The following is a 19,325-nucleotide window of genomic DNA, read 5'->3' as shown; positions in this document are numbered from 1 at the left end:
CGGTCACCCGGCTCCGCCGGCCGGCCCCGGCGACGGTGCCGGGAGGACCGTGCCCTTTGCGGCGCGCCGGTCAGCAGGGACCGCGGGCCGGCTGCCCGGGCCCGTCGCCTGCCGGTCCCGAGGCTCGCCCGGCCCCAGGCGGCTTCCGGACCGGCGGCGCGAAGCCCGATCGGCGGGGCGGCGCCGGCGGTCTGGCCGTCGCGGCGAGCACATAGCCATGGGCACCGGGAGGGCCGATCCCGGTGCCCATGGGTTTTTGGAGGCTGGGTTTTTGGAGGCGCGGGTGGGTCTGGGGAGTGGCCGTCGCCCTCGGCCTGGCCGCGGGATGGGTGGGTGCCGGCGCCCCGGCGGCGGGAGGGCGGCAAGGGCCGGCCGGCCCGCCTGCGGCCCGGTGGGTCTTCCGGGACGACCTGGGCCAGCGGGTCACCCTGCCCGGACCCCCGCGCCGCATCGCCTGCAGCGGCCGGGACCTGTGCGACCTGGCCCGCGCCTTGCTGGGCGGTGAGGACGGCGGGACGGTGACGGTGTTGCCGCCCGGGGCCGAGATCCAGCACCTGCGGCCGGGCGCCGTCGACCTGGTGCTGCTGCCGGCGGTGACCCGCCAGCCGGGGCTGGCGCGCACCCTGCGGGCTCGGGGCTGGGCGGTGGCCACCCTGCGCTGGCTGGACGTGGGGGAGCTGCCGGCGGCGGCCGAGCGCCTGGCCGGATGGCTGCACCGGCCCGGGCGGGGCCGGGAGGTGGCCGGCGCCTACCGGCGGCGCCTCCACCGGGTGGCGGCCGCCGTTGGCTCCGTCCCCTGGCCCCAGCGCCCCCCGGTGCTGGTGCTGGCCTGGGACCAGCCGCCCGTGTGGGCCGGGCCGGGCAGCCCGGCGGCCGCCCTGGTGGAGCGGGCGGGGGGCCGGCTGCTGGACGGCGGCGGAGCCGCCCTGGCCGGCGAGCCGGTTCCTCCGGGTTCCGGCTGGCGGGCCCGGCTGGGAGCCCTGGCGCGGCGGGCGGGGCTGGCCTCCCTCGTCACCGGCCCGGGCTGGCAGACGGGGGAGGACCGGTGGCGGTCCCTGCCCTGGTCACCGGCGGTGCGGGTGGTGACGCCGCTGCTGGGGCCGGCGGTGCCGGCGGTGCCGGGCGGCCCGCCGGTGGCCACGGCCCTGTACCTGGCTCCGGCCCAGCTGCTGGGGGTGGGGCCGGCGGCCCTGGACGGCCTGGAACGGCTGGCCGCCTGGCTCCACCCGGATCGGCTCCCCAGCCCGGACGACGGCCCGCCCCACCGGCTGGTGCCCCTGCGGACCATCCCCTGAGCCGCCAGCCACGAGGCCCGCGCCCCAGGCCCGGGGACTGGTCAGCTGCGGCGCTGGAGCACCACCAGGCCCAGCCCCGTGCGGGCCCGGAACGCCCCCTGGGAACCCGCCAGGGCGTTGCTGACGGTGTAGGCGGTCCCCCAGGCCAGGGTTGCGTCCCGGAGCGGGTAGACCAGGCCTTCGGTGGTGACGCCGGTCATGCGGGGACTGAGGGGAACCAGGGAGACCGTCTGGCCGGGTCGTCCGTGGAACTGGACCTCGCCGGGGCCGGCCAGGGGCCGCACGTGGGCCGGGCCCGCCAGGACGGTCAGGGGGTGGCCGCCGGCCCACCACCGGGCCACCAGGAGCAGGTTGGCCAGGGTGTGGTCGACCCGGTCCCCCACGCCGCCCACGAGATAGAGAGGGACCCGCCCCAGCCGCCGGCGGGCCAGGTCCAGCGCCAGCTCGGTGTCGGTGAAGTCCTTGGCGGGAGGAACCGGCACCACCTCCACGCCGGCCGCCCGCGCCGCCTCCACCTCCTCGGGGCCCAGGGTGTCGAAGTCGCCGCACAGCAGGTGGGGCCAGAGGCCGGCCCGGCGCAGCAGGCGGAGGCCGCCGTCGGCGGCGACGCAGAGGGAGGCCCTGCGGGCCAGGTGGGCGACCTCGTCCGCCAGGGCCGGTTCGTCCAGGTCGCCGCCCGCCACCACCACGGCGTAGGGCGGGGCGGGGGGCGGCAGGAAACCGAAGGGTGTGGACACGGGCCCACCTCCCGGCATGTCCGGTTCCTCCCGCGCATAGGGTCATACGGGTCCCCGGAGGCGGGCCCCGGTGCCGGTTCATCCGCCGGCGGGCGCCGGTTCACCCGCCGGGTCCGCGCGGGGACCGCCGGTCCGCTGGCCGCCGCGGGCGGTCCCGGGACGGAGCCGCACCGCCCGGCGGCCGGGAGCCGGTGCCCTGTTCGCCGGGACGCCATCGGAAGGGGGAGGAACCGTGTCGCGCATTCGGGAACTGGCGGCGGAACTGCGGGAGCAGGAGCGGCCCCTGCTCGACCACTACAAGCAGCTGGTCGATGCGGCCACCACGGAGACGGAGCGCCGCCTGGCCCAGATGATGTACAACTACCAGCGCTTCCAGCTGCAGAGCCTTGAGCTCTTCCAGGACCGCGTCCCCGAGCGCTTCCACTGCTTCGGCGTCATCACCCACGACGACGTCAACGTCCGCCAGCGTCCCTCCGGCAAGTCCGAAGCCCTGGCCCGGGTGGGGCGCGGCACGCCCGTCATCGTCATGGCCTTTGAGGGCTTCTGGGCCGAGGTCCAGCTGGTCGGCGGCGAGACGGGTTACGTCTTCAAGGATTACGTCCGCTGCGAGGTGGGCGGCTAAGGCCGCCCGCCCGCCGGGTCCGGCGCCCCGACCTCGGGCGTGGCGGCCCGCCGGCCCCCGGTGCCGGTGGCGATGGCGGTCCCGGCGCCGGGGTGGGAGGGGGCGTCCCCGGCGGCCCCGGCGGGGGTGCCGGGGTGGGGGAGGCCGCCGTCGCCCGTGCCCGGCCCGCGTTGGGGGCCGGTCCCGCCGCTGGCGCGACCACGGGTGCTGGGCGCGCCCTGGGGATGCCGGGCGCCGGGACGGCCCGGGTTCTCGGCGGGTTCCGGGCTGCCGGCGTCGTCTCCCTCGCGCAGGGCCGCATGGAGCTGGTTCATCCAGGCGGGGTTGGCCCGGGCGAAGGCGACGAAGCGCTCGATCCGCTCCAGGGTCTCGTGGCTGACGTGATGCTCGATGCCCTCCACGTCCTGCTGGACCACCGCTTCGTCCCGCACGCCCAGCAGGCGCAGGAAGGTGGCCAGGGTCTCGTGACGCCGGCGCATGGCCTTGCCGATGGCCTCGCCTCGCTCGGTGAGCACGAGGCCCCGGTAGCGCTCGTAGGTGACGAAGTTCTGCTCGTCCAGCCGCTGGACCATGCGGGTGACCGACGAAGGCTGCAGGTTGAGGGCCAGGGCGATGTCGCTCACCCGGGCGTAGCCCTTGCTGCGGATGAGCTCGTAGATCGTCTCCAGGTAGTCCTCCATGCTCGGGGTCGGCCGCACCCGGGTCACCTCGTTCCCACCGGCGCTGCTCGTCTCCGGCCGGGATTCCGCCGTCTCCGCCATCTCCGCCATCAATATATCGTACGAGGGCGCCCCGCCGCCCCTGGGGTGCGGTGCCCCGGGTGACGGTGCGCCGGCGCCGGGAAAGACGCGGGAGGCAGCCGGCCGGCTGCCTCCCGAGCTTGCGGGGATGTGATCCGCGCGTTACCGCGCCTCGCTGCCTGTTTCGGGAAATCCCTGGTCGATCACTCGGTCACGTGGATGGTGCCCTTCATCGTGGCGCTGTGACCGGGAACGGTGCAGATGAACTCGAAGTCCCCGGTCTGCTGCGGCGTGAACTCCACCGAGTTGCTCTTGCCGGGATCCGTCAGGGGGATCTCCAGGTCCAGCTGCTCGGAGACCAGGTCGTGCTGGACCGAGTCGTTGTTGACCAGCTCGATGGTGTAGGTCTGGCCCTTCTTCAGGTTGATCTCCGTCTTGTCGAAGGACAGGCTCTGGGCCGTGACCGTGATCTTGTTGCCAGCGGCCTGGTCACCGTTGCCCTCGTTGCCGCCGCCACCGCCGCCACCGCACGCGGCCAGGACCGGCAGGGCCACCAGCATCAGGGCGACCAGCACCAGCAGAGAACGGCGTGCGCGCTTCATGCTGGGTGCGTCCCTCCTTACGGGGATTGGGTCCACCGTTCTTTTATATCCCATGAACGTGGCTCCCGCACTCGGATGGACAACCGATTTCACCACCCGGCGCGCGCCCGGTTCCCGGCGACCGGCTCCGGGCCGTTGGGGTGCGCAGCTTAACCCCGCCCTCCGGCCGCTCCCGCCCCCGGCCGCTCCCGATTCCGGCCGCTCCCCGCGGCTCCCCGGCCGCTTTCTTACCGCTCCCGCGGCGCACCGGGTCGTTCAAGGGCGGCCGCCGCGGCCAGGCGGCTCACGTAGGCCCAGAGCACCTGGGCCACCTGGGCCAGGTGGGTCCGGTCCACGTGCTCTAAGCGGTCGGTGTGCCAGTGATAGTGGGGGATCCGGCCGTCCGCACCCGTGGCCAGGAAGGTGATGGCCGGGATCCGCCGGGCCGCCGGCACCAGGGCGTCGGTGGGGAGGAGGGGCCGTGGCCCGGGCGTCAGCCGTCCCGGGGGCAGCTCCCCCGCCAGCCGCCGGGCCTGCTCGACGAGCCCCGGGTCGTAGCGGACCGGCACCACCATCCCTTCGGCGGTCAGGTAGTGGAGCCGGCCCGCCCCCACGTTGTCGACGTTGACGACGGCCACCGGGCCCCGGCCGTCACGGAACCAGGGGTGCTCCAGCAGGGCCGCCATGCCCCGCATCCCGGTCTCCTCGGCGCCCGTCAGGGCGACGAGCAGCTCGACGCCGGGCAGGGGCGCCGACGCCCAGCGGCGGGCCAGGGCCAGGGCCACCGCGACGCCCGAGCCGTTGTCGTTGGCTCCATTGATCGGCCGTCCCGTGGCCCAGCTGATCAGGAGGAACGCGGCCACGGCGGCCGACGCCCAGGCCGCGGCGGCCAGCGGCCCGGCCACGGGAAGCCCGCCGGCGCGGGCCGCCAGCAGCAGCGGCACCGCCGCGAAGGCGCCGTAGCCGGCGGTGAAGAAGGCCTGCAGCCAGGGCAGGAACCGCGGGGCGAAGAGCCAGCTGCCCCACTGGGTGTCGTAGTGGGCGGCGATCACCAGGCGCAGGGCCGGCGCTGCCGCAGGCCTGGCGCCAGGGCCCGCCGCGCCAGCGGCCGTCCCGGAGGGTGTGGAGGGCGACGCCGGCGCGCCGGCGCGTGGCCAGCGGGCCACCACGTTCTGGGACCGGCCGCGGGGGACGACCCACGCCAGGCTGACGGGGACGCCCTTGGGCCACAGGGCCAGCTCCCCCACCAGGGGCACCAGGGCCAGCAGGCCTCCCAGGGCCAGAAGACCAGCCAGGGCCCCCGGGATGTCCGGCCGCGCGCCAGCCAGGCCCAGCACCGCCAGGACCAGCCCGATCAGGCCCGGTCCCAGGTAGAGGGTGTGGCGCGGGGCCCGGAAGGGCTGGACGTCGACCTCGAATCCCAGCTCCTTGAGGCGCGCCGCCAGCCAGCGGGCGGCCCGGCCTTCCTCCGGCGTGCCGGTTCCCCGGTGGGGCAGGCGACAAAGCTCCTCCAGATCGGGCCATGGGTCCGGGACCCGCGGGTCCGGCATCCCTTCCACGCCGCTCCCCCCTTCCGGGCGCCCCGGTCCACCGGTGGGCGCCGAAGGTGGACCGGGCGTGGGCTGCCGCTTCGCACCGTTCTTTCCCCGCCGGCGGCGGCTTCCCTTCTCAGGCCCGGCCGGCCGTGGCTTCCCTCCTCAGGGCGCCGCCGGGGGGAGGGGCGCCTCGGCCAGCCAGCGGCCGGCGGCCTCCACCTCGGCCGGTTCGACCCCGTGGCCACCGTCCGCCCAGTGGAGGGTGACGGCGGCGCCGGCGGCCTCCAGCTGCCGGGCCAGCTCCCGGCTCTGGTCCGCCGGCACCACCGGGTCCTGGCGCCCGGCGGCGATGAAGACGGGTCGTCCGGCCAGGGCTCCCGGGGCTGCCGGTTCGACCGGCACCGGCATCGGCCGGAACAGGACGGCGGCGGCCAGCAGGTCGGGGTGCCGCAACAGCAGCGCCGCGGCCAGGTTGGCCCCGTTGCTGTAGCCCACGGCCACCACACGGCCGGCGGCGAAGCCGTAGCGGCGGGCCGCCGCCCGGACGAACCCGGCCATGTCGCCGGCCCGGCGGGCCAGGTCGTCCGCGTCCAGGACGCCCGGGGCCAGGCGGCGGAAGAAACGGGGCATGTCCCCTTCCAGCACCTGCCCCCGGGGGCTGAGGAGGGCGGCGCCGGGCCGGAGGTGGGCTCCCAGCGGCAAGAGGTCCTGCTCGTCCCCGCCCGTGCCGTGCAAGAGGAGCAGCACCGGCGCGGGGCGGTTCCCGTCCTCCTCCGCGGCGGGGACGAAGCGGTGGATGAACCCCAGCTCGGCGAAGCCGCTGGGATGGTGCAGCGGTGGCAGCGCCTTCTCCAGGGCTGCACGGGCCGGCTCGTACCAGGGCGGCAGGCGCAAGCCCGTGCCCAGGGACGCCCGGTCCTCGTCGATCAGGAAGCCCGGCGGGTCGGTGGCGATCTCGAACAACACGCCGCCCGGCTCCCGGAAGTAGATGGAGCGGAAGTACTGCCGGTCCTGGACGGGCGTGACGTGCAGGCCCAGCTGGGTCAGGCGGTTCCGCCAGGCCTGCTGGGTCGCGTCGCCGGCGGTGCGGAAGGCGACGTGGTGGACCGTGCCCGCCCCCAGGGTGCCGCGGCGCAGGCCGGGGGCCACGTCCAGCTCGATCCAGCGGGTGGCGCCGCCGTCGCCGGTAATCCACAGGGCCGGGGTCCCGCCGGTTCCTCCCTCAGGCGCAGGGCGGTAGCCCAGGGCCTGGAGGACCCGGCCTGTGGGTTCGACATCGTGAACCGTGAGGCGAACGCCGGCCACCGCCCGGATGGCGTGGGGGGCCGGCACCGGGCCGCCGGGCCAGCCCGGCCGGTCGGGGGCCGGTTCGTCCAGCAAGGCCAGGGGCAGGCCGTCGGGATCGGTGAAGAACAGGCCCGGCCGGCCCCCGGGCGCCGGCCGGCGCCGGCAGGGCACGCCGAAGCGGCCCAGGCGCTCCTCCCAATAGTCCAGGGCGCCTGGCGGCACGGCCAGGTAGACCAGGGTGGCCTGCCCGGCGCCGGTGCGGCCCCGCGCCGCGCCGGGCACGGGGAAGAAGGTCAGCAGGGTGCCGGGCCCGCCTGTCTCATCGCCGAAGTAGAAGTGGTAGGTCTCGGGGTCGTCGAAGTTCACCGTCCGCTTGACCAGGCGCATCCCCAGCACGCCGCCGTAGAAGTCGGCGTTGGCCTGGGGATCGCCGGCGATCATGGTGACGTGGTGGATCCCGCCGACCGCGTTCTCGTCCAACAGAGGCCGCCTCCCCGGGTGATGGAGTGCCGTGACGGCTCAGGGGCCCCAAGGCCCGTACCTGCCGGGAGCCGCCGCCCGGCCGGGTGGGAGCGGGGTCTGCTTCTAAGGTATCACCTGGCGCGCGCCGGGGGCCGGCCGGCGGACTGGGTGGGAGCGGCGGGGCGGGTGGGGCGACGGAACCGGGTCGGAGCGGGCGGGGCGAATGAGGCGACGGGACCGGGTAAGCGCGGGCGGAGCGGGTGGGGCGACCGGGTCGCAGCGGGCGGGGTGGACGGGGGCGACGGGAGCGGGTCGAGCGGGAGGGCGGATGGGGGCGACGGGAGCGGCTGTGGCCCGGCGCAGGGGGCGGCCGCCGCCCCGCGGTGGCGGCTGGGCGGGCCGGCGAAGGCAGGGACGGTGCCCCCCGGACGGCAAGCCGCGCTGGGAGGTGAGCGGGCCGCAGCCCGCCGGCGCCGGGCCGCCGGCACCGGTGAACGGGCCCGCGCCGGGCCCGGGGCGACGGCCGCGGCTCAGGCCAGGCGCTGGCCTTCGTGCCGGCCGGTCCCCGCCGCCAAGAGGGCGTCCGCCTCCGCCAGGATCTCCCGGGCGAAGGCTTCCACCTGGGCCCGCAGCTCCGGCGTCGCATAGGCGGTCTCCAGGTCCTGATGGGCCATCAGCGCCCGGCGCAGGTACCAGATCCCCTGGTCGAAGGCCTGGCCGAAGAGGGCCTGGGCCACCTCCATCTCCTCCCGGTAGCGCTCCAGGGCCTCCACGTCGACGAAGGCCGCCGTGTCGATCACCAGGTCTCCCCGCTTGGGCTCGTAGGTGTGGGGGTAGGCATTGTGGACCACGGCGGCGCCCAGCTCGGGGATGATCACGTGGTCCAGCCGGCGCCCGTGGAGCCCGCAGTGGTAGGCCTCGATGTCCAGCCCCCGCCGCAGGGCCGCCTCCGCCACCCGTTCCACCAGGGTGGCGCAGCCGGTGCCGGGGTTGCCCCGGATGAACACCCGCCGCTCCAGGGGGTCCAGGAGGCTGTCCAGGAAATGGCGCGGTCCCTCGGGCGTCACCGCGCTGGCGAACAGCCGCCGCACCCGTCCCCGGCGGCCCGCCCGCACGACCCGGTGGCCTTCGAAGATGGTGGCCTCGATCTCGTGGGCGGAGTGGTCCAGGGCCGCCAGGTCCAGGGCCCCGGCGTGATGGTAGAAGTCCTCGTACAGGGTCAAGGCCTCCAGGGCCAGGCCCAGGTAGCGGTGGGCCAGCTGGAAGCGCTGGCGCACCCGGCGGCCCGTGGCGTCGATCTGCGCCTGGCGGGCGGCCAGGAGGTCGCGGTTGGCCGTCGCCTCTAGGCTGAGCAGCCGGCCGACCAGGCCCGGAAGGGGCGGTTCCACCGCGTGGGGCGGCGTGCCGTCCACCACCGCCAGGCCCAGGTCGGGGGCGTTGACCCCGTCCAGGGAGGCCGGGTCCGAAGGACAGTGGAACAGCTCGACCCCCACGCCCCGTTCCATCAGCCCCTCCGCCACCAGGCGGATCACCGCCGACTTGCCCGTGCCCGGGCCGCCCTTGAGGACGAAGACCCGCCGCGGCTCGGGCCAGGCGACGTCGTCGAAGAAGGATTGAAAGCCGTGACCGGTGTTGCCGCTGGCAAACAGATGACGCACCCAGCCGTGACGCGTGGCCATGCCGATGCCCCCCATCCTCGCCCCGGCGCGGCCCATCCGGGCCGCCGGGGCCCCTGCCGTGGCCGGTGAAAGGTCGCCGGTCGAAACCAAGTCCGCGGGCCGCCACCCGGGGCCCGCCGCCTGCCGGCCGCCGGCCGGCGCATCCCGGCGCGGGCCCGTTGCCCCGCCGGCCGGCCCCCGCTGCAACCCCTGGCGATGCTACACGCTATGGGGGCTGCGGGGCGTGGGGTGCCTGTCCCGGGGTGGGCGGATGCCCCGGCGTGTCAGGGAACCTGACGTGGCACGGTGGCCGGCGGGCGAATCAGGGAGGGGCGGGCTCCCAGCGGGGCCCAGGGGGGCGGTCCAAGCCAGGGCCGGGGTTTCAAGGGTCCGGCCCGCGGGGGCCCGGGTCCCCAGGGCCGGCCCAAGACCGGCGGAGCCTGGGATCCGGGTGTTGCCGGCGACCGGGACGAACCGGCCGCCGCGCCCGGGCCGTTCCCCGCCCGGGCTGGAACCGCCCGGGCCGGAACGGCCCGGGCAGGGAACGGACGCCGCCATCCCGCCATATGTATGAAGGAACCCACGGCAAGGGGAGGGGGCTGGCGTGTCGCGGCACCGCAACCTGCCCCTCTATTCCATCGGCGCCGTGTGCCACCTGACCGGCCTCAGCGAGCGGCGGATCCGCTACTACGAACAGGCCGGGCTGGTGCGCCCGGCCCGGACGGCGGGCAACCAGCGGCGGTACAGCCAGGCCGACGTGGACCTCCTGCTGGAGATCAAGTGGCTGCTCCAGCAGGGCCTGCACCTGGACGAGATCCGCCGCCGCCTGCTGGCGCGGCGAGGCCGGGACGAGGTCATGGGCCCGCCCGACGTGCCGGCTGCCCGGGCCGCCGCCGAGCCCTGGCCGCTGGCCGCCGGGGCGCCCGCCCACCGGGCCGCCGGAAGCGGCCGTCCGGGGGCGGCGAGCCGGCCGGGCGCGGGGACGGCCATCCAGGCGGCCCCGGGCCTGCGGCGGATCGACCGGCTCTTCCGCGGGCCGGCGCCGGCCGTGCCGGGCATGGGCACGGCCCGCAGCCTCTACCCGGCCCTGGATCCGGCCGTGCTCTATGAGGTCCGCCGCTGGCAGCGCCGGCATCGCCCGGCCCAAGGCGAGGGGGCGGGGCGGGATGCGCCGGCCGCCGGTTGAGCCGGTTCGTCCGGACGAGCGGGCCCGGCGGCTGGCGGAGCAGGGCGTGCACCTGGTGCAGCTGGTGTACGCCGACGTCCTGGGCGTGCAGAAGGGGCTGACCCTGCCCGTCGGGCAAGCCGCCGCCGCCTGGGACGGGGGCGTGCGGGTGGACGGCGCGTCCCTGGAGGGGTTCATGCGGGTCGAGGAGCGGGAGATGCGGCTGCGGGCCGGGGGCGACCAGGTGTTCATCCTGCCCTGGGAGCCGGCGGGCGGGCGGGTCGCCGTGGTGCCGGCCGGCATCTTCACCCGGGAGGGGCGCCCCTTCGACGGGTGCCCGCGGGAGCGGCTGGCGGCCGCGGTGCGCCGGCTGGAAGGGCTCGGGGTGGCGGTGGAACTGGCCTTCGAGATGGAGTTCTACCTGCTCCGGCGGCGCCGGGGGCGGCCGGAGGTGCGGGTGCCCGACCGGGCGGGGTACATGGACCTGTCGGTGCGGGACGCGGGCGAGCCCGTGCGCCAGGAGATCGCCCTGGCCCTGGACAGCATGGGGATCGTGGTGGAGTCGGTCCATCACGCCGTGGCGCCCGCCCAGCACGAGATCGACCTGGGCTGGCAACCGCCGCTGGCGGCCGCCGACCACCTGATGATCGCCAAGCGCGCCGTCTACGCCGTGGCGGAGCGCCACGGGATGCACGCCACGCTGCTCCCCAAGCCGCGCACGGGCAGCCACGGCTCGGGCCTGCACGTGCGCATGCGGGTGCGCCCGCTGCCGGGTTCGTCCTGGAGCCGGGCCGCCGCCACCCGCCACTGGCTGGCGGGGTTGCTCCACCACGCCCGGCCCCTTTGCGCCGTCACCAACCCCCTGGTGAACTCGTACAAGCGCCTGGTGCCGGGCTTCGAGGCGCCGGTCTACGTGGTCTGGGGCCGGGAGACCCATGCGCCCCTGGCCCGGCTGGTGGCGGGCTGGGACGCCGGCGAGCTGGAATGGCGGGCGCCCGATCCCTGCTGCCATCCCCACCTGGCCCTGGCCGCCCTGTTGCGGGCGGGGGCCGACGGGCTGGAGCGCCGGCTGGAGCCGCCTCCGCCCCTGGAGGAGAACGTCTTCGAGATGGACCCGGCGGAGATCGCGGCCCGGGGCCTGGAGCCCCTGCCCGGCAGCCTGGGTGAGGCCCTGGACGACATGCGGGTCAGCGGCCTCCTGCGCGAGGCCCTGGGCGAGTACCTCTTCACCCGGTACCTGGAGGCCAAGCGGATGGAGTGGGACATCTACCGCGTCCAGGTGCACCAGTGGGAGCTGGACCAGTACCTGCCCGTGTTTTGAGGGGGTCTCCTGTTCCGAGGGGGGACTGCGAGGGCCCGCGAGGGGGGCGGAGGTGGCGACCCCTACGCCCCGCCGCCCCCATCGTCCCCGCCGTTCCCAGTCCGGCCGGCGCCTCGAGTTGGGCCGGCGCCATCCTGGGTGCCCTCGGCGGCGCCCCGCCCGGCGCCCTGCAGGGCCCGCTGGATCGCCTCCCGGTTGCGCCCGAAGCCGCGGAACACCTGGCCGTCGATGACCACCGTGGCGGTGACCCGGCTCTGGTAGCGATGGACCAGCCGGTCGTAGGCGTCGGGGTCCTGCCGCACGTCGTAGGCGGTGTACTCGACGCCCAGCTGGCGGAGGAACTCCTCCGCATGGTGGCAGTCGGCTCAGCCGGGCTGGAGGTACAGCTCGACCTTGGGGGGCACGGTTCCACCTCCTCCGCAGGCATGGCTCAGCGTTCCACCCGGCCCGTTGGGGTATGCGTCAGCCGCCCTTGGCCGGGCGTCGGGGCGACGGCCGCGCCGGAAGGCCCGCGGGCGCCCAGGCCAGCCGGTCGCCCCGGCGCGTGCCGGTGGACTCCAGGGTGCCCGCCGGGAGCTCCAGCACGCTGGCGCCCCGCCAGATGGGGGGCCCCACCCGGCCGGGGGCCAGGCGGTAGGCGGCCACCACCACCCCCTGCCGGTCCAGGTGGGCGACGTCCAGGGCGAAGGCCATTCCCAAACTGTGGACCCAGCGGCACGGCCAGAGCCAGAGGCCCTCGCCGGGGTCCAGGCCCTGCCGGCCCAGCAGGCCGCGGCGCCGGCTGCGCCAGGTGGCGGCCACGGCCACCGCGGTGCCCAGGACGCTTCCCCGGGTGAGGTTGACCACCTGCACCCGGTCCCCGGGGCCGGGCGGCCGGAGGCGGTCGCCGGCCTGGGGTGCACCGGTCGCGGACAAGCCCTTCACCTCCCGGGACGAACCGGCCTGTCTCCCATACCCAGGGTTTCGGCGCGGAACGGGGACCGCGTTAGCCCCGGCCGATCCAGGTTCCGGCCGCCGGGGCGGCCGGCGATCATCAGGGGGCCCGGGGCCGCATAGGGTTGTCCCCAGCGGGGGCGTGGCGGGACCGACCGCGGCCCCCCAGGCCCCTGCGGCCGGACCGAAGGGGCGCCCCGCCGGCAGCCCTCCTGCGGCCGGCCGGCGGCGGCCGAGGAGGTGGCGGCCATGACCGGAGATCGCGAACGAGAACCGGCAAAGGCACGGAACGGAAGGGTCCCCGGTGGACCGGTGCCCGCGGTCCCGGGGCCTCCGGCGACGGATGGGGCGCCGGGAGGGCCGCGGGCCGGCGCGAGCCCGCCGGCGCCCCCGAAGGCGGCTGCACCCGAAGGACCCTCGACGGTGGAAGGGCCGGGGGCCGGCGGGCGACGGCCCGCCGGCGGCGCGGGGGCTGGCGGCCGGGGCTCCCCGGCGGCCCCGACGGTATGGCGCCCTGGCCGCTGGGGACAAGCCGTGCTGCCCCTGGAAGGACCCTGGCAGGTGGACCGGCCCGGCACCGGCCCGGGCCCCGCGGTGGTGTGGGTGCCCCGGGATCCTCCCAGCCCGCCGGGGACGCCGCCCCCGCCGGTGGTGGTGTACCGGCGGGTGGTGGAGGTGCCGGCGGATCTCGGCGGGGCTGCGGCCCTCCTGGAGCTGGCAGGCGTCCTCGGCCGGGTGCGGGTGCGGATCAACGGCGACGAATACGAGCCACCCGCCCCCGGCCAGGTGGCCACCGCCCTCGACGTCAGCCGTTCCCTGCGCCCCGGGACGAACCGGCTGGAGATCGAGGTGGCCGGCCCCGCGGCGGACGCCGCCGAGGGGCGCCGGCGGAGGCACCCCCTGGGTTGGGGAGAGGCGGGGCGGGTGGGCCGCGAGCCGCCCCGCGGGGCCCAGGCCGTGGCCTGGGGCGCCTGGGCCCGGCCGGAGGCGGTGCCGCCCGGCCACCTGCCGCCCGGCCTGGCCGGGCCGGTGCGGTTGCGGTTCGTCCGCGGGGTGGCGCCCGTCGGGTTGTCCTGGTTCATCGTCGGGGAGGGCCTGGAGCCGTTCCCTGCGCCGGGCGGCGCGGCGGGGCGCCGGGCCCGGGCTGATGCCGGCTCGGGCCAGCTGCGCCTGCCCATGGTGCGGGGCTGCGCCCGCGTCCGCTACGTGGCGACGGAGCCCGCCCGGGGCCGGTGCTGGGTCGCCATCGAGCCCGACGGCTTCGCGGCGCCGGGAGCTTGCGTCGCCTGGGACGTGGAGGCGGTCCCGCCCGGGGGGACGTGGGAAATCGGGTTTACCCTGCCCGCCCCGCGGCTCTGGACCCTGGGCGAGTGGGGGCGGCCCCACGTCTACCGGCTGCGGGCCTGGTTCGAACCCCAGGGCGAACCCCAGGACTCCGCGGGAGCCACCCCGGGAACCACCCCGATGGTTGGGCCGCCGGACGAACCCGGCTCCTGGCCGCCGGGCCTCCAGCCCGCTCCGGCACCTGCCGCCCTGGTGGGCGTGCGCTTCTGCCAGCGGGTCGACGGGGCCTGGTACCTGAACGGCCGGCCCCTCCGCTTCCGGGGGGCCTGCCTCGTGCCCTCCGGCCCCTGGCCGGGGGCCATCACCGCCCGCCAGGCCCGGGCCTGGGTGCGCCGGGCGCGGGCTCTGGGGCTCAACGCCCTGCGGGTCTACGCCCATGCGGCCCACCCCGCCCTGTATGAGGCGGCCACGCGGTGGGGGATCGCCATCTGGCAGGACCTGCCCCCGGTGGGCTCCCCCTCCCGGGACGCGGCTGCCGCCCTGGAGCACCAGCTGGCCGCCTGGGTGGAGGAGGTCGGCCGCTGGCCCGCGGTGATCGCCTGGTCGCTGGGCGCCGAGCCGGCGATGCCGGCCGGAGCAGGATCCGCCGGGTTGGGGATGCCGCCAGGCCGGGGGCGGGCTCCGGAACCGGCCCAGGGAGCGTCCCCGGGCCCGTCCCAGGGGCCGGCCGCCGGGCCGGCTCCGGGGGAGCCCGTAAGCGGTCGTCCCCACGGGGGCCCCATCCCCCGCACCTCCTTGGCGGGGTTGGGTGAGGCGTTGAAGGGACGGCCGCCGCTCCCCTGGCGGTGGCCCATCCCCGGGGACCGGGCCGTGGCCGGCCTGGCCCGGGAACTGGAGCGCCTCGACCCCAGCCGGCCCGTCCTGGAGCGGGTGGGAAGCCCGTCCTGGACCCGGGCCGGCGGCACCTGGCGCTATTTCCCGGCCGGCCACGACCCCGAGGGCAGGCACCTGGCCCGCCGGCTGGCGTGGATGCCCCACGTCACCGTGGTGTCCTCCCTGGGCTGGCCGGCCGCCGACCACACCGGCCAGGCGCAATTCGTACGGTATAGCACGGAGGTCTTGCGCCGGCGGCCCCATCCCGCCGGCGGCGGGTTCCTCTTCGCCCTCAACGATCCGCCGGGAGGACCCGCCTACGGCCTGTACACCGCCGAGGGCCGGCCGCGGGCGGCGGCCCGGGCGTGCCGGGAGGCCTGTGCGCCCGTGCGGCTGCTGCTGGGGACAAGACCCGGCCGCTGCCGGCCGGGACGGGCCTTCCGGCTGCCGGTCTGGCTGGTCAACGACCGGGACGAACCGGTGTCCGGCCGCTGGACGTGGCGCCTGCTGGCCGGAGGGCAGGTGCTGCAGGCGGACACCCTGGCCTGTGCCGCCGGGCCGCTGGATCTGGTGCCGGTGGGCTGGGTGACGGCCCGCTGGCCCCAGGAGGCCGTCGCCCTGCCGCCCACGACGGGCGGGGCCGAACCCGGCCCGCTGGCGGGAGGTGCGGGTTCCACCGCGGAGGACGGCCCCACGGGGAGCGCCGGGCCGGCCGCAGGGGCTGCCTTGCGGCTGGTGCTCGAGCTGCAGGCGGGCGGCCGGGTCGTCCGCGTAGAGTACCCGCTGCCGGGTTGGCTGCCGGCTCGGCAGGGCGCCGAAGGCCCCGGGAACCAGGGGGGTGCCGCTGCCGCCACCGGCCGGGAGGTGGAACCGGGCGGGGGGCGGGATGCCCGCCCGGGGGAACGGTCCCCGCGGGCCCCGGCGGGCCGCTTGGACGGCGGGAACCCGGTGCGCCTCCGGTTCGTCTGAAGGGCTGGGCGGCCGCCGCACGATGCCGCACGATTCCCATTGACGCCGCCCCCAGCCGGACTATGCTGGAATTCCGGAAGCGACCGGTGTGGGAGGGAGAACCGTGACGTACCTGGATCCGGCGGCCACGGTCATCGGGGCGCCGGCGTGGCCCGTATGGCTCTTGCGCGGCCTGGAGGCGGCCGTGGTGTTCGTGGTCGTCTACAACCTGGCCGTCTACCTGGGCGGGCTGCGCAATCCCCGTCCGGTTCCCCGGACGGCACCGCGGACCCGGTTCGCGGTGCTGATCCCTGCCCATAACGAGGAGGCCGTGATCGGGCCCCTGATCGAGAGCCTCTGGCGGCAGGCGTACCCCCGGCACCTCTTCGACGTCTTCGTCATCGCCGACAACTGCACCGACGGCACCGCCGCCGCCGCTCGGGCGGCCGGGGCCCACGTCTGGGAGCGGTTCGACGACCGGCGCCGGGGCAAGCAGTACGCCGTGGCCTACGCCCTGGAGCGCATCGCCAGCCTGGGCCGCCGCTACGACGCGGTGGTGATGTTCGACGCCGACAACCTGGTCCAGCCCAACTTCCTCCAGGTGATGAACGACCACCTGGCGGCCGGGGAGAAGATCATCCAGGCCTACGTGGACGCCAAGAACCCCGACGACAGCTGGGTGTCGGCCGCCTTCGCCTTCAGCTTCTGGATGAGCAACCGGTGGCGGCTGCAGGCCCGGCACAACTGGGGGCTGTGCGGCGCCCTGGCGGGGACCGGGATGTGCATCGCCTGGGACGTGCTGGAGCGGGTGGGGTGGGACGTCCACACCCTGACGGAAGACCTGGAGTTCTCCGCCAAGGCGCTGGCCCACGGCTACGTGACCACCTTCGCCCGGGAGACCCGGATCTACGACGAGAAGGTCACGGGCTTCGTCGCCTCCTGCCGCCAGCGGATCCGCTGGGCCCGGGGCAACGTCCAGGTCATGCTGATCCACGCGCCCCGGCTGCTGTGGGCCGGCCTGCGCCAGCTGGACCCGGTCAAGTTCGAGTTCGTCTTCGACCTGACGCGGCCGCTGCACCTGCTGCTCACCGCCGTGGCCTCCTTGCTCACGCTGGTGGCGGGCCCGGCGCTGGCCCAGTGGGGCTGGGTGCCCTTGCCGGAGTGGCCCATCCGCTTGACGGCCCTGTTCGCCGTGGTGGGACCGCTGCTGGTCCTGGTGCTGGACCGGTTGCCGCTGCGGCCGTACCGGTTCATCCCCTTGCTGCCCCTCTTCCAGTACTCGTGGATCGTCCTGGTGCTGTGGGCGCTGCTGACGCCGAGGAACCGGCAGTGGGTGCCCACCGTCCACACCCGGGCGGTGCGGCTGGGGGAGCTGTCCCACTGACCGCCCACCGGGGTGCCGCCACCGCTGCGTTACAATAGCGGCGTGAACGGCCATCGCGACGGAAACGGCGGCGGGAAGAAGGGGCGCCGGTTGACAGCGGGATCCGACAACCCGACCGGGCAGCCGGCGGGGGGCGGGCGCGGCCCAGGGACCTCAAGGCCCCTGCCGGCCGGGGCCGCCTACCGGGAGCTGCTCTGGCCCCACCGGCGCCAGGCGGTGCTGGCCGTGATCCTGCTGCTGATCCGCTCGGGCCTTGATTTGGGCATCCCGCAGATCTTCCGCTGGTTGCTGGACGTGGCCATCCCGTCGGGGGACCTCGGCCGGCTGGCTTCCGGAGCACTGGTGTCCCTGGGCCTGGTGACGGCCCGGGCGGCGGTCCACTACGCCGCGGTCTACGTGTCCTTCGACCTGACCCAGCGGGTGGTGCACGACCTGCGGGTCCGCCTGTTCCGCCACATCGAGTCCCTGCCGCTGGCCTTCTTCCACCGGGAACGCCAGGGGGCCGTGGTCTCCCGCCTGACCAACGACATGGGCGCCATCGAGCGGTTCGTCCAGGCGGTCTTCGCCCGGCTGGCCGGGGAGTTCGGCGGGGTGCTGGCCGTGGTGGGCACCGTGGTGGCCCTGCAACCGGGCCTCGGGGTGGCGCTGGTCCTGCTCCTCCCCGTGGCGGCGGGCTGGTTCTACCTGCAGACCGTGCGCATTCGCCGGCTGAGCCGCGAGATCCAGGCCCAGGCGGGATGGCTCGGGGCGCTGGCGACGGAGGTCGTGGGGGCGATGCCCACGGTCAAGGCCTACGGCGGCGAGCCCCATGAGGCCGAGCGCTTCGCCCAGGCCAGCCGGCGGTACCGGGCCCTCAACATGGAGCGCCGCCGGTTCATCGGGCGGATGGAGAGCGGCGCCGACCTGATGGGCAACCTGGGCCTGCTGCTGCTCTTCTTCGCCGGCGGCTACCTGACGATCCAGGGCACCCTGAGCCCCGGCCGGCTGGCGGCCCTGGTCCTCTACCTGCGGATGATGCTGGCGCCCCTGCGGAGCCTGGTGAACTTTCACCTGATCCTCCAGGAGGGCCTGGCGGCCATGGAGCGGGTCCAGGAGGTGCTGGCCCTGCCCACCGAGGGGGACCGGGCAGCGGGCGATGCGGTGACGGCCCGGGCGTCGACTGCGCCGGGCCCGCGGGCGGCCGGTTCGTCCCCGTTGCGGGCGCCGGCCCTGCGGGCGGCCGGGGCGACCGGCCGGGGGGCGGCCCTGGCGTTCGACCGCGTCCGCTTCCGCTACCGGCCGGAGGGCCCGCTCGTCCTGCGGGACGTCACCCTGGAGGTGGAACCCGGCGAGCGGCTCGCCCTGGTGGGCCCCTCCGGGGCCGGCAAGACGACCCTGCTCCACCTGGTGCCGCGGTTCTTCGATCCCGAGGCCGGGGTGGTGCGCCTGGACGGGCGCGACGTGCGCACCCTCCCCCTGGTAGACCTGCGGCGGCAGATGGCCTGGGTGATGCAGGACCCGGTGCTCTTCTCCGGGACCGTGGCGGAGAACATCGCCTACGGGTGCCCGGACGCCACCCCGGAGGCCATCCGCTGGGCGGCCGAGCAGGCCAATGCGGCCGGCTTCATCGCGGCCCTTCCCCAGGGGTACGACACGCCGGTGGGCGAGCGGGGGGTGCGCCTCTCGGGCGGGCAGCGCCAGCGGATCGCCATCGCCCGGGCCCTGTTGCGCCGGCCCCGGCTGCTGCTCCTGGATGAGGCCACCTCGTTCCAGGACGCCGAGTCGGAGGAGCGGATCCACGAGGCCCTGGATCTCCTGGCCGCCGGCGGCTGCACCTGCCTGGTGGTGGCCCACCGCCTGTCCACCGCCCTGCGGGCGGACCGGATCGTGGTGATGGACGCGGGGCGGGTGGTGGAGGTGGGGACCCACACCGAGCTGATCGCGCGGGGTGGCCTGTACGCCCGGTTGTACCGCACCTTCTTCACCCCGCCCGGCCGGGCCCGGCAGGCCCTGCGGTAGGCGATCCTTCGACCGCCTGGCGGAGGCGGGGCAGCACCGTCGAGCGCCACCCCTCGTCCATCCGGGCGCGGATCGCCTCGTGGGTCCACCCGGTCTCGGGGGCCACCTTGCCCGCCACACAGCCGTCGTGGGTCAGGGTGACGCGGGTTCCGCCGCCGGCCGGTTCCAGGTCGAAGGTCACAACCCAGTCCTCGCCCCAGGTGAAGCGTAGCCGGCGCAGGGGTTCGACGTCCGTCACCTGGCAGCGGGCCGCGCCAAAAGGCGTTTGCAGGGTGAAGGCGTGGCCGGCTTCGGCCTTGATGTCGCCGGGCATGAACCATGTCGATAGCCCCTCGGCGGTGGCGATGGCGGCCCAGACCCGCTCGATGGGGGCTGCGACCGTGACCGTGTGCCGGATGGGAGGCAGCGAGTGCCCTTGCCCGTCCGCCGTCCATGGCTCGTCCACCGTGAAAACCTCCTGTTCCCTCGTCTACGTTTCCCATTGATTTGTCCGCTTGCCCCG

The 19,325-nt window shown here is 76.1% G+C and carries 16 protein-coding genes; 7 read left to right on the top strand and 9 right to left on the bottom strand.

Annotated features, from left to right (window positions below):
- Positions 1–296: 296 nt before the first annotated feature.
- On the top strand, positions 297–1,295 hold the full coding sequence (locus ACYQ02_RS00810; protein WP_460038532.1) for an ABC transporter substrate-binding protein: 999 nt from the start codon (positions 297–299) through the stop codon (positions 1,293–1,295).
- A gap of 41 nt (positions 1,296–1,336) precedes the next feature.
- Here ACYQ02_RS00810 and ACYQ02_RS00805 read toward each other — a convergent pair whose 3' ends face one another.
- Entirely contained in the window at positions 1,337–2,032 is a 696-nt protein-coding gene (locus tag ACYQ02_RS00805) for a thiamine diphosphokinase (protein ID WP_460038531.1), read from the bottom strand.
- A 232-nt stretch (positions 2,033–2,264) separates the two neighbouring features.
- Here ACYQ02_RS00805 and ACYQ02_RS00800 point away from each other — a divergent pair, with 232 nt between their 5' ends.
- Positions 2,265–2,654, top strand: coding sequence for an SH3 domain-containing protein (locus ACYQ02_RS00800; protein WP_460038530.1), 390 nt, complete (start codon positions 2,265–2,267; stop codon positions 2,652–2,654).
- On the opposite strand, the gene mntR is transcribed toward ACYQ02_RS00800, so the two are convergent.
- The 5 genes from mntR to ACYQ02_RS00775 all read right to left on the bottom strand — a co-directional run bounded on the left by mntR (position 2,651) and on the right by ACYQ02_RS00775 (position 8,938).
- A complete protein-coding gene (gene mntR, locus ACYQ02_RS00795) occupies positions 2,651–3,424 on the bottom strand; it encodes a transcriptional regulator MntR (protein WP_460038529.1) in 774 nt (257 codons plus the stop codon). The two genes, ACYQ02_RS00800 and mntR, sit on opposite strands and share 4 nt — an antisense overlap.
- Before the next feature lie 173 nt (positions 3,425–3,597).
- Positions 3,598–3,996 carry a cupredoxin domain-containing protein gene (locus ACYQ02_RS00790; protein WP_460038528.1) on the bottom strand — a complete coding sequence of 133 codons (399 nt, stop codon included), beginning with the start codon at positions 3,994–3,996 and terminating at the stop codon, positions 3,598–3,600.
- Between the two features lie 227 nt (positions 3,997–4,223).
- On the bottom strand, positions 4,224–5,525 hold the full coding sequence (locus tag ACYQ02_RS00785) for a M20/M25/M40 family metallo-hydrolase (RefSeq protein ID WP_460038606.1): 1,302 nt from the start codon (positions 5,523–5,525) through the stop codon (positions 4,224–4,226).
- A 147-nt stretch (positions 5,526–5,672) separates the two neighbouring features.
- Entirely contained in the window at positions 5,673–7,277 is a 1,605-nt protein-coding gene (locus ACYQ02_RS00780; RefSeq protein ID WP_460038527.1) for a VOC family protein, read from the bottom strand.
- 512 nt (positions 7,278–7,789) lie between these two features.
- Positions 7,790–8,938: an AAA family ATPase gene (locus ACYQ02_RS00775; protein WP_460038526.1), complete on the bottom strand. Its 1,149-nt coding sequence runs from the start codon at positions 8,936–8,938 to the stop codon at positions 7,790–7,792.
- 583 nt (positions 8,939–9,521) lie between these two features.
- Between ACYQ02_RS00775 and ACYQ02_RS00770 the strand changes: the two genes are divergently transcribed.
- Positions 9,522–10,103 carry a MerR family transcriptional regulator gene (locus ACYQ02_RS00770; protein WP_460038525.1) on the top strand — a complete coding sequence of 194 codons (582 nt, stop codon included), beginning with the start codon at positions 9,522–9,524 and terminating at the stop codon, positions 10,101–10,103.
- Positions 10,084–11,403 (top strand): glutamine synthetase family protein, encoded by a 1,320-nt coding sequence (locus ACYQ02_RS00765; protein WP_460038524.1) that lies wholly within the window; start codon positions 10,084–10,086, stop codon positions 11,401–11,403. The genes ACYQ02_RS00770 and ACYQ02_RS00765 overlap by 20 nt, the downstream gene beginning before the upstream one ends.
- A gap of 62 nt (positions 11,404–11,465) precedes the next feature.
- Here the strand turns inward: ACYQ02_RS00765 and ACYQ02_RS00760 are convergent, their stop codons facing one another.
- A complete protein-coding gene (locus tag ACYQ02_RS00760) occupies positions 11,466–11,807 on the bottom strand; it encodes a glutaredoxin domain-containing protein (RefSeq protein WP_460038523.1) in 342 nt (113 codons plus the stop codon).
- A gap of 58 nt (positions 11,808–11,865) precedes the next feature.
- Positions 11,866–12,318 (bottom strand): DUF192 domain-containing protein, encoded by a 453-nt coding sequence (locus ACYQ02_RS00755; protein WP_460038522.1) that lies wholly within the window; start codon positions 12,316–12,318, stop codon positions 11,866–11,868.
- 552 nt (positions 12,319–12,870) lie between these two features.
- Between ACYQ02_RS00755 and ACYQ02_RS00750 the strand changes: the two genes are divergently transcribed.
- The 3 genes from ACYQ02_RS00750 (at position 12,871) to ACYQ02_RS00740 (ending at position 18,823) form a co-directional block, all read left to right on the top strand.
- The gene (locus ACYQ02_RS00750) at positions 12,871–15,462 is read left to right on the top strand and encodes a hypothetical protein (protein WP_460038521.1); all 2,592 of its coding nucleotides are present in this window, start codon (positions 12,871–12,873) and stop codon (positions 15,460–15,462) included.
- A 103-nt stretch (positions 15,463–15,565) separates the two neighbouring features.
- Entirely contained in the window at positions 15,566–16,825 is a 1,260-nt protein-coding gene (locus ACYQ02_RS00745) for a glycosyltransferase family 2 protein (RefSeq protein WP_460038520.1), read from the top strand.
- Between the two features lie 90 nt (positions 16,826–16,915).
- Positions 16,916–18,823 carry an ABC transporter ATP-binding protein gene (locus ACYQ02_RS00740; RefSeq protein ID WP_460038519.1) on the top strand — a complete coding sequence of 636 codons (1,908 nt, stop codon included), beginning with the start codon at positions 16,916–16,918 and terminating at the stop codon, positions 18,821–18,823.
- Here the strand turns inward: ACYQ02_RS00740 and ACYQ02_RS00735 are convergent.
- The gene (locus ACYQ02_RS00735) at positions 18,786–19,268 is read right to left on the bottom strand and encodes an SRPBCC family protein (protein WP_460038518.1); all 483 of its coding nucleotides are present in this window, start codon (positions 19,266–19,268) and stop codon (positions 18,786–18,788) included. The genes ACYQ02_RS00740 and ACYQ02_RS00735 overlap by 38 nt on opposite strands.
- Positions 19,269–19,325: the final 57 nt, after the last annotated feature.

The sequence above is a fragment of the Thermaerobacter litoralis genome (assembly GCF_054654595.1).
This window is presented reverse-complemented; position numbering and strand designations above follow the sequence as displayed.

Excerpts from the sequence above, each read along its gene's own strand:
- mntR (WP_460038529.1), bottom strand. The coding sequence starts at position 3,424 with ATGGCGGAGATGGCGGAGACGGCGGAATCCCGGCCGGAGACGAGCAGC.
- ACYQ02_RS00790 (WP_460038528.1), bottom strand. The coding sequence starts at position 3,996 with ATGAAGCGCGCACGCCGTTCTCTGCTGGTGCTGGTCGCCCTGATGCTG.
- ACYQ02_RS00785 (WP_460038606.1), bottom strand. The coding sequence starts at position 5,525 with ATGCCGGACCCGCGGGTCCCGGACCCATGGCCCGATCTGGAGGAGCTT.
- ACYQ02_RS00775 (WP_460038526.1), bottom strand. The coding sequence starts at position 8,938 with ATGGCCACGCGTCACGGCTGGGTGCGTCATCTGTTTGCCAGCGGCAAC.
- ACYQ02_RS00765 (WP_460038524.1), top strand. The coding sequence starts at position 10,084 with ATGCGCCGGCCGCCGGTTGAGCCGGTTCGTCCGGACGAGCGGGCCCGG.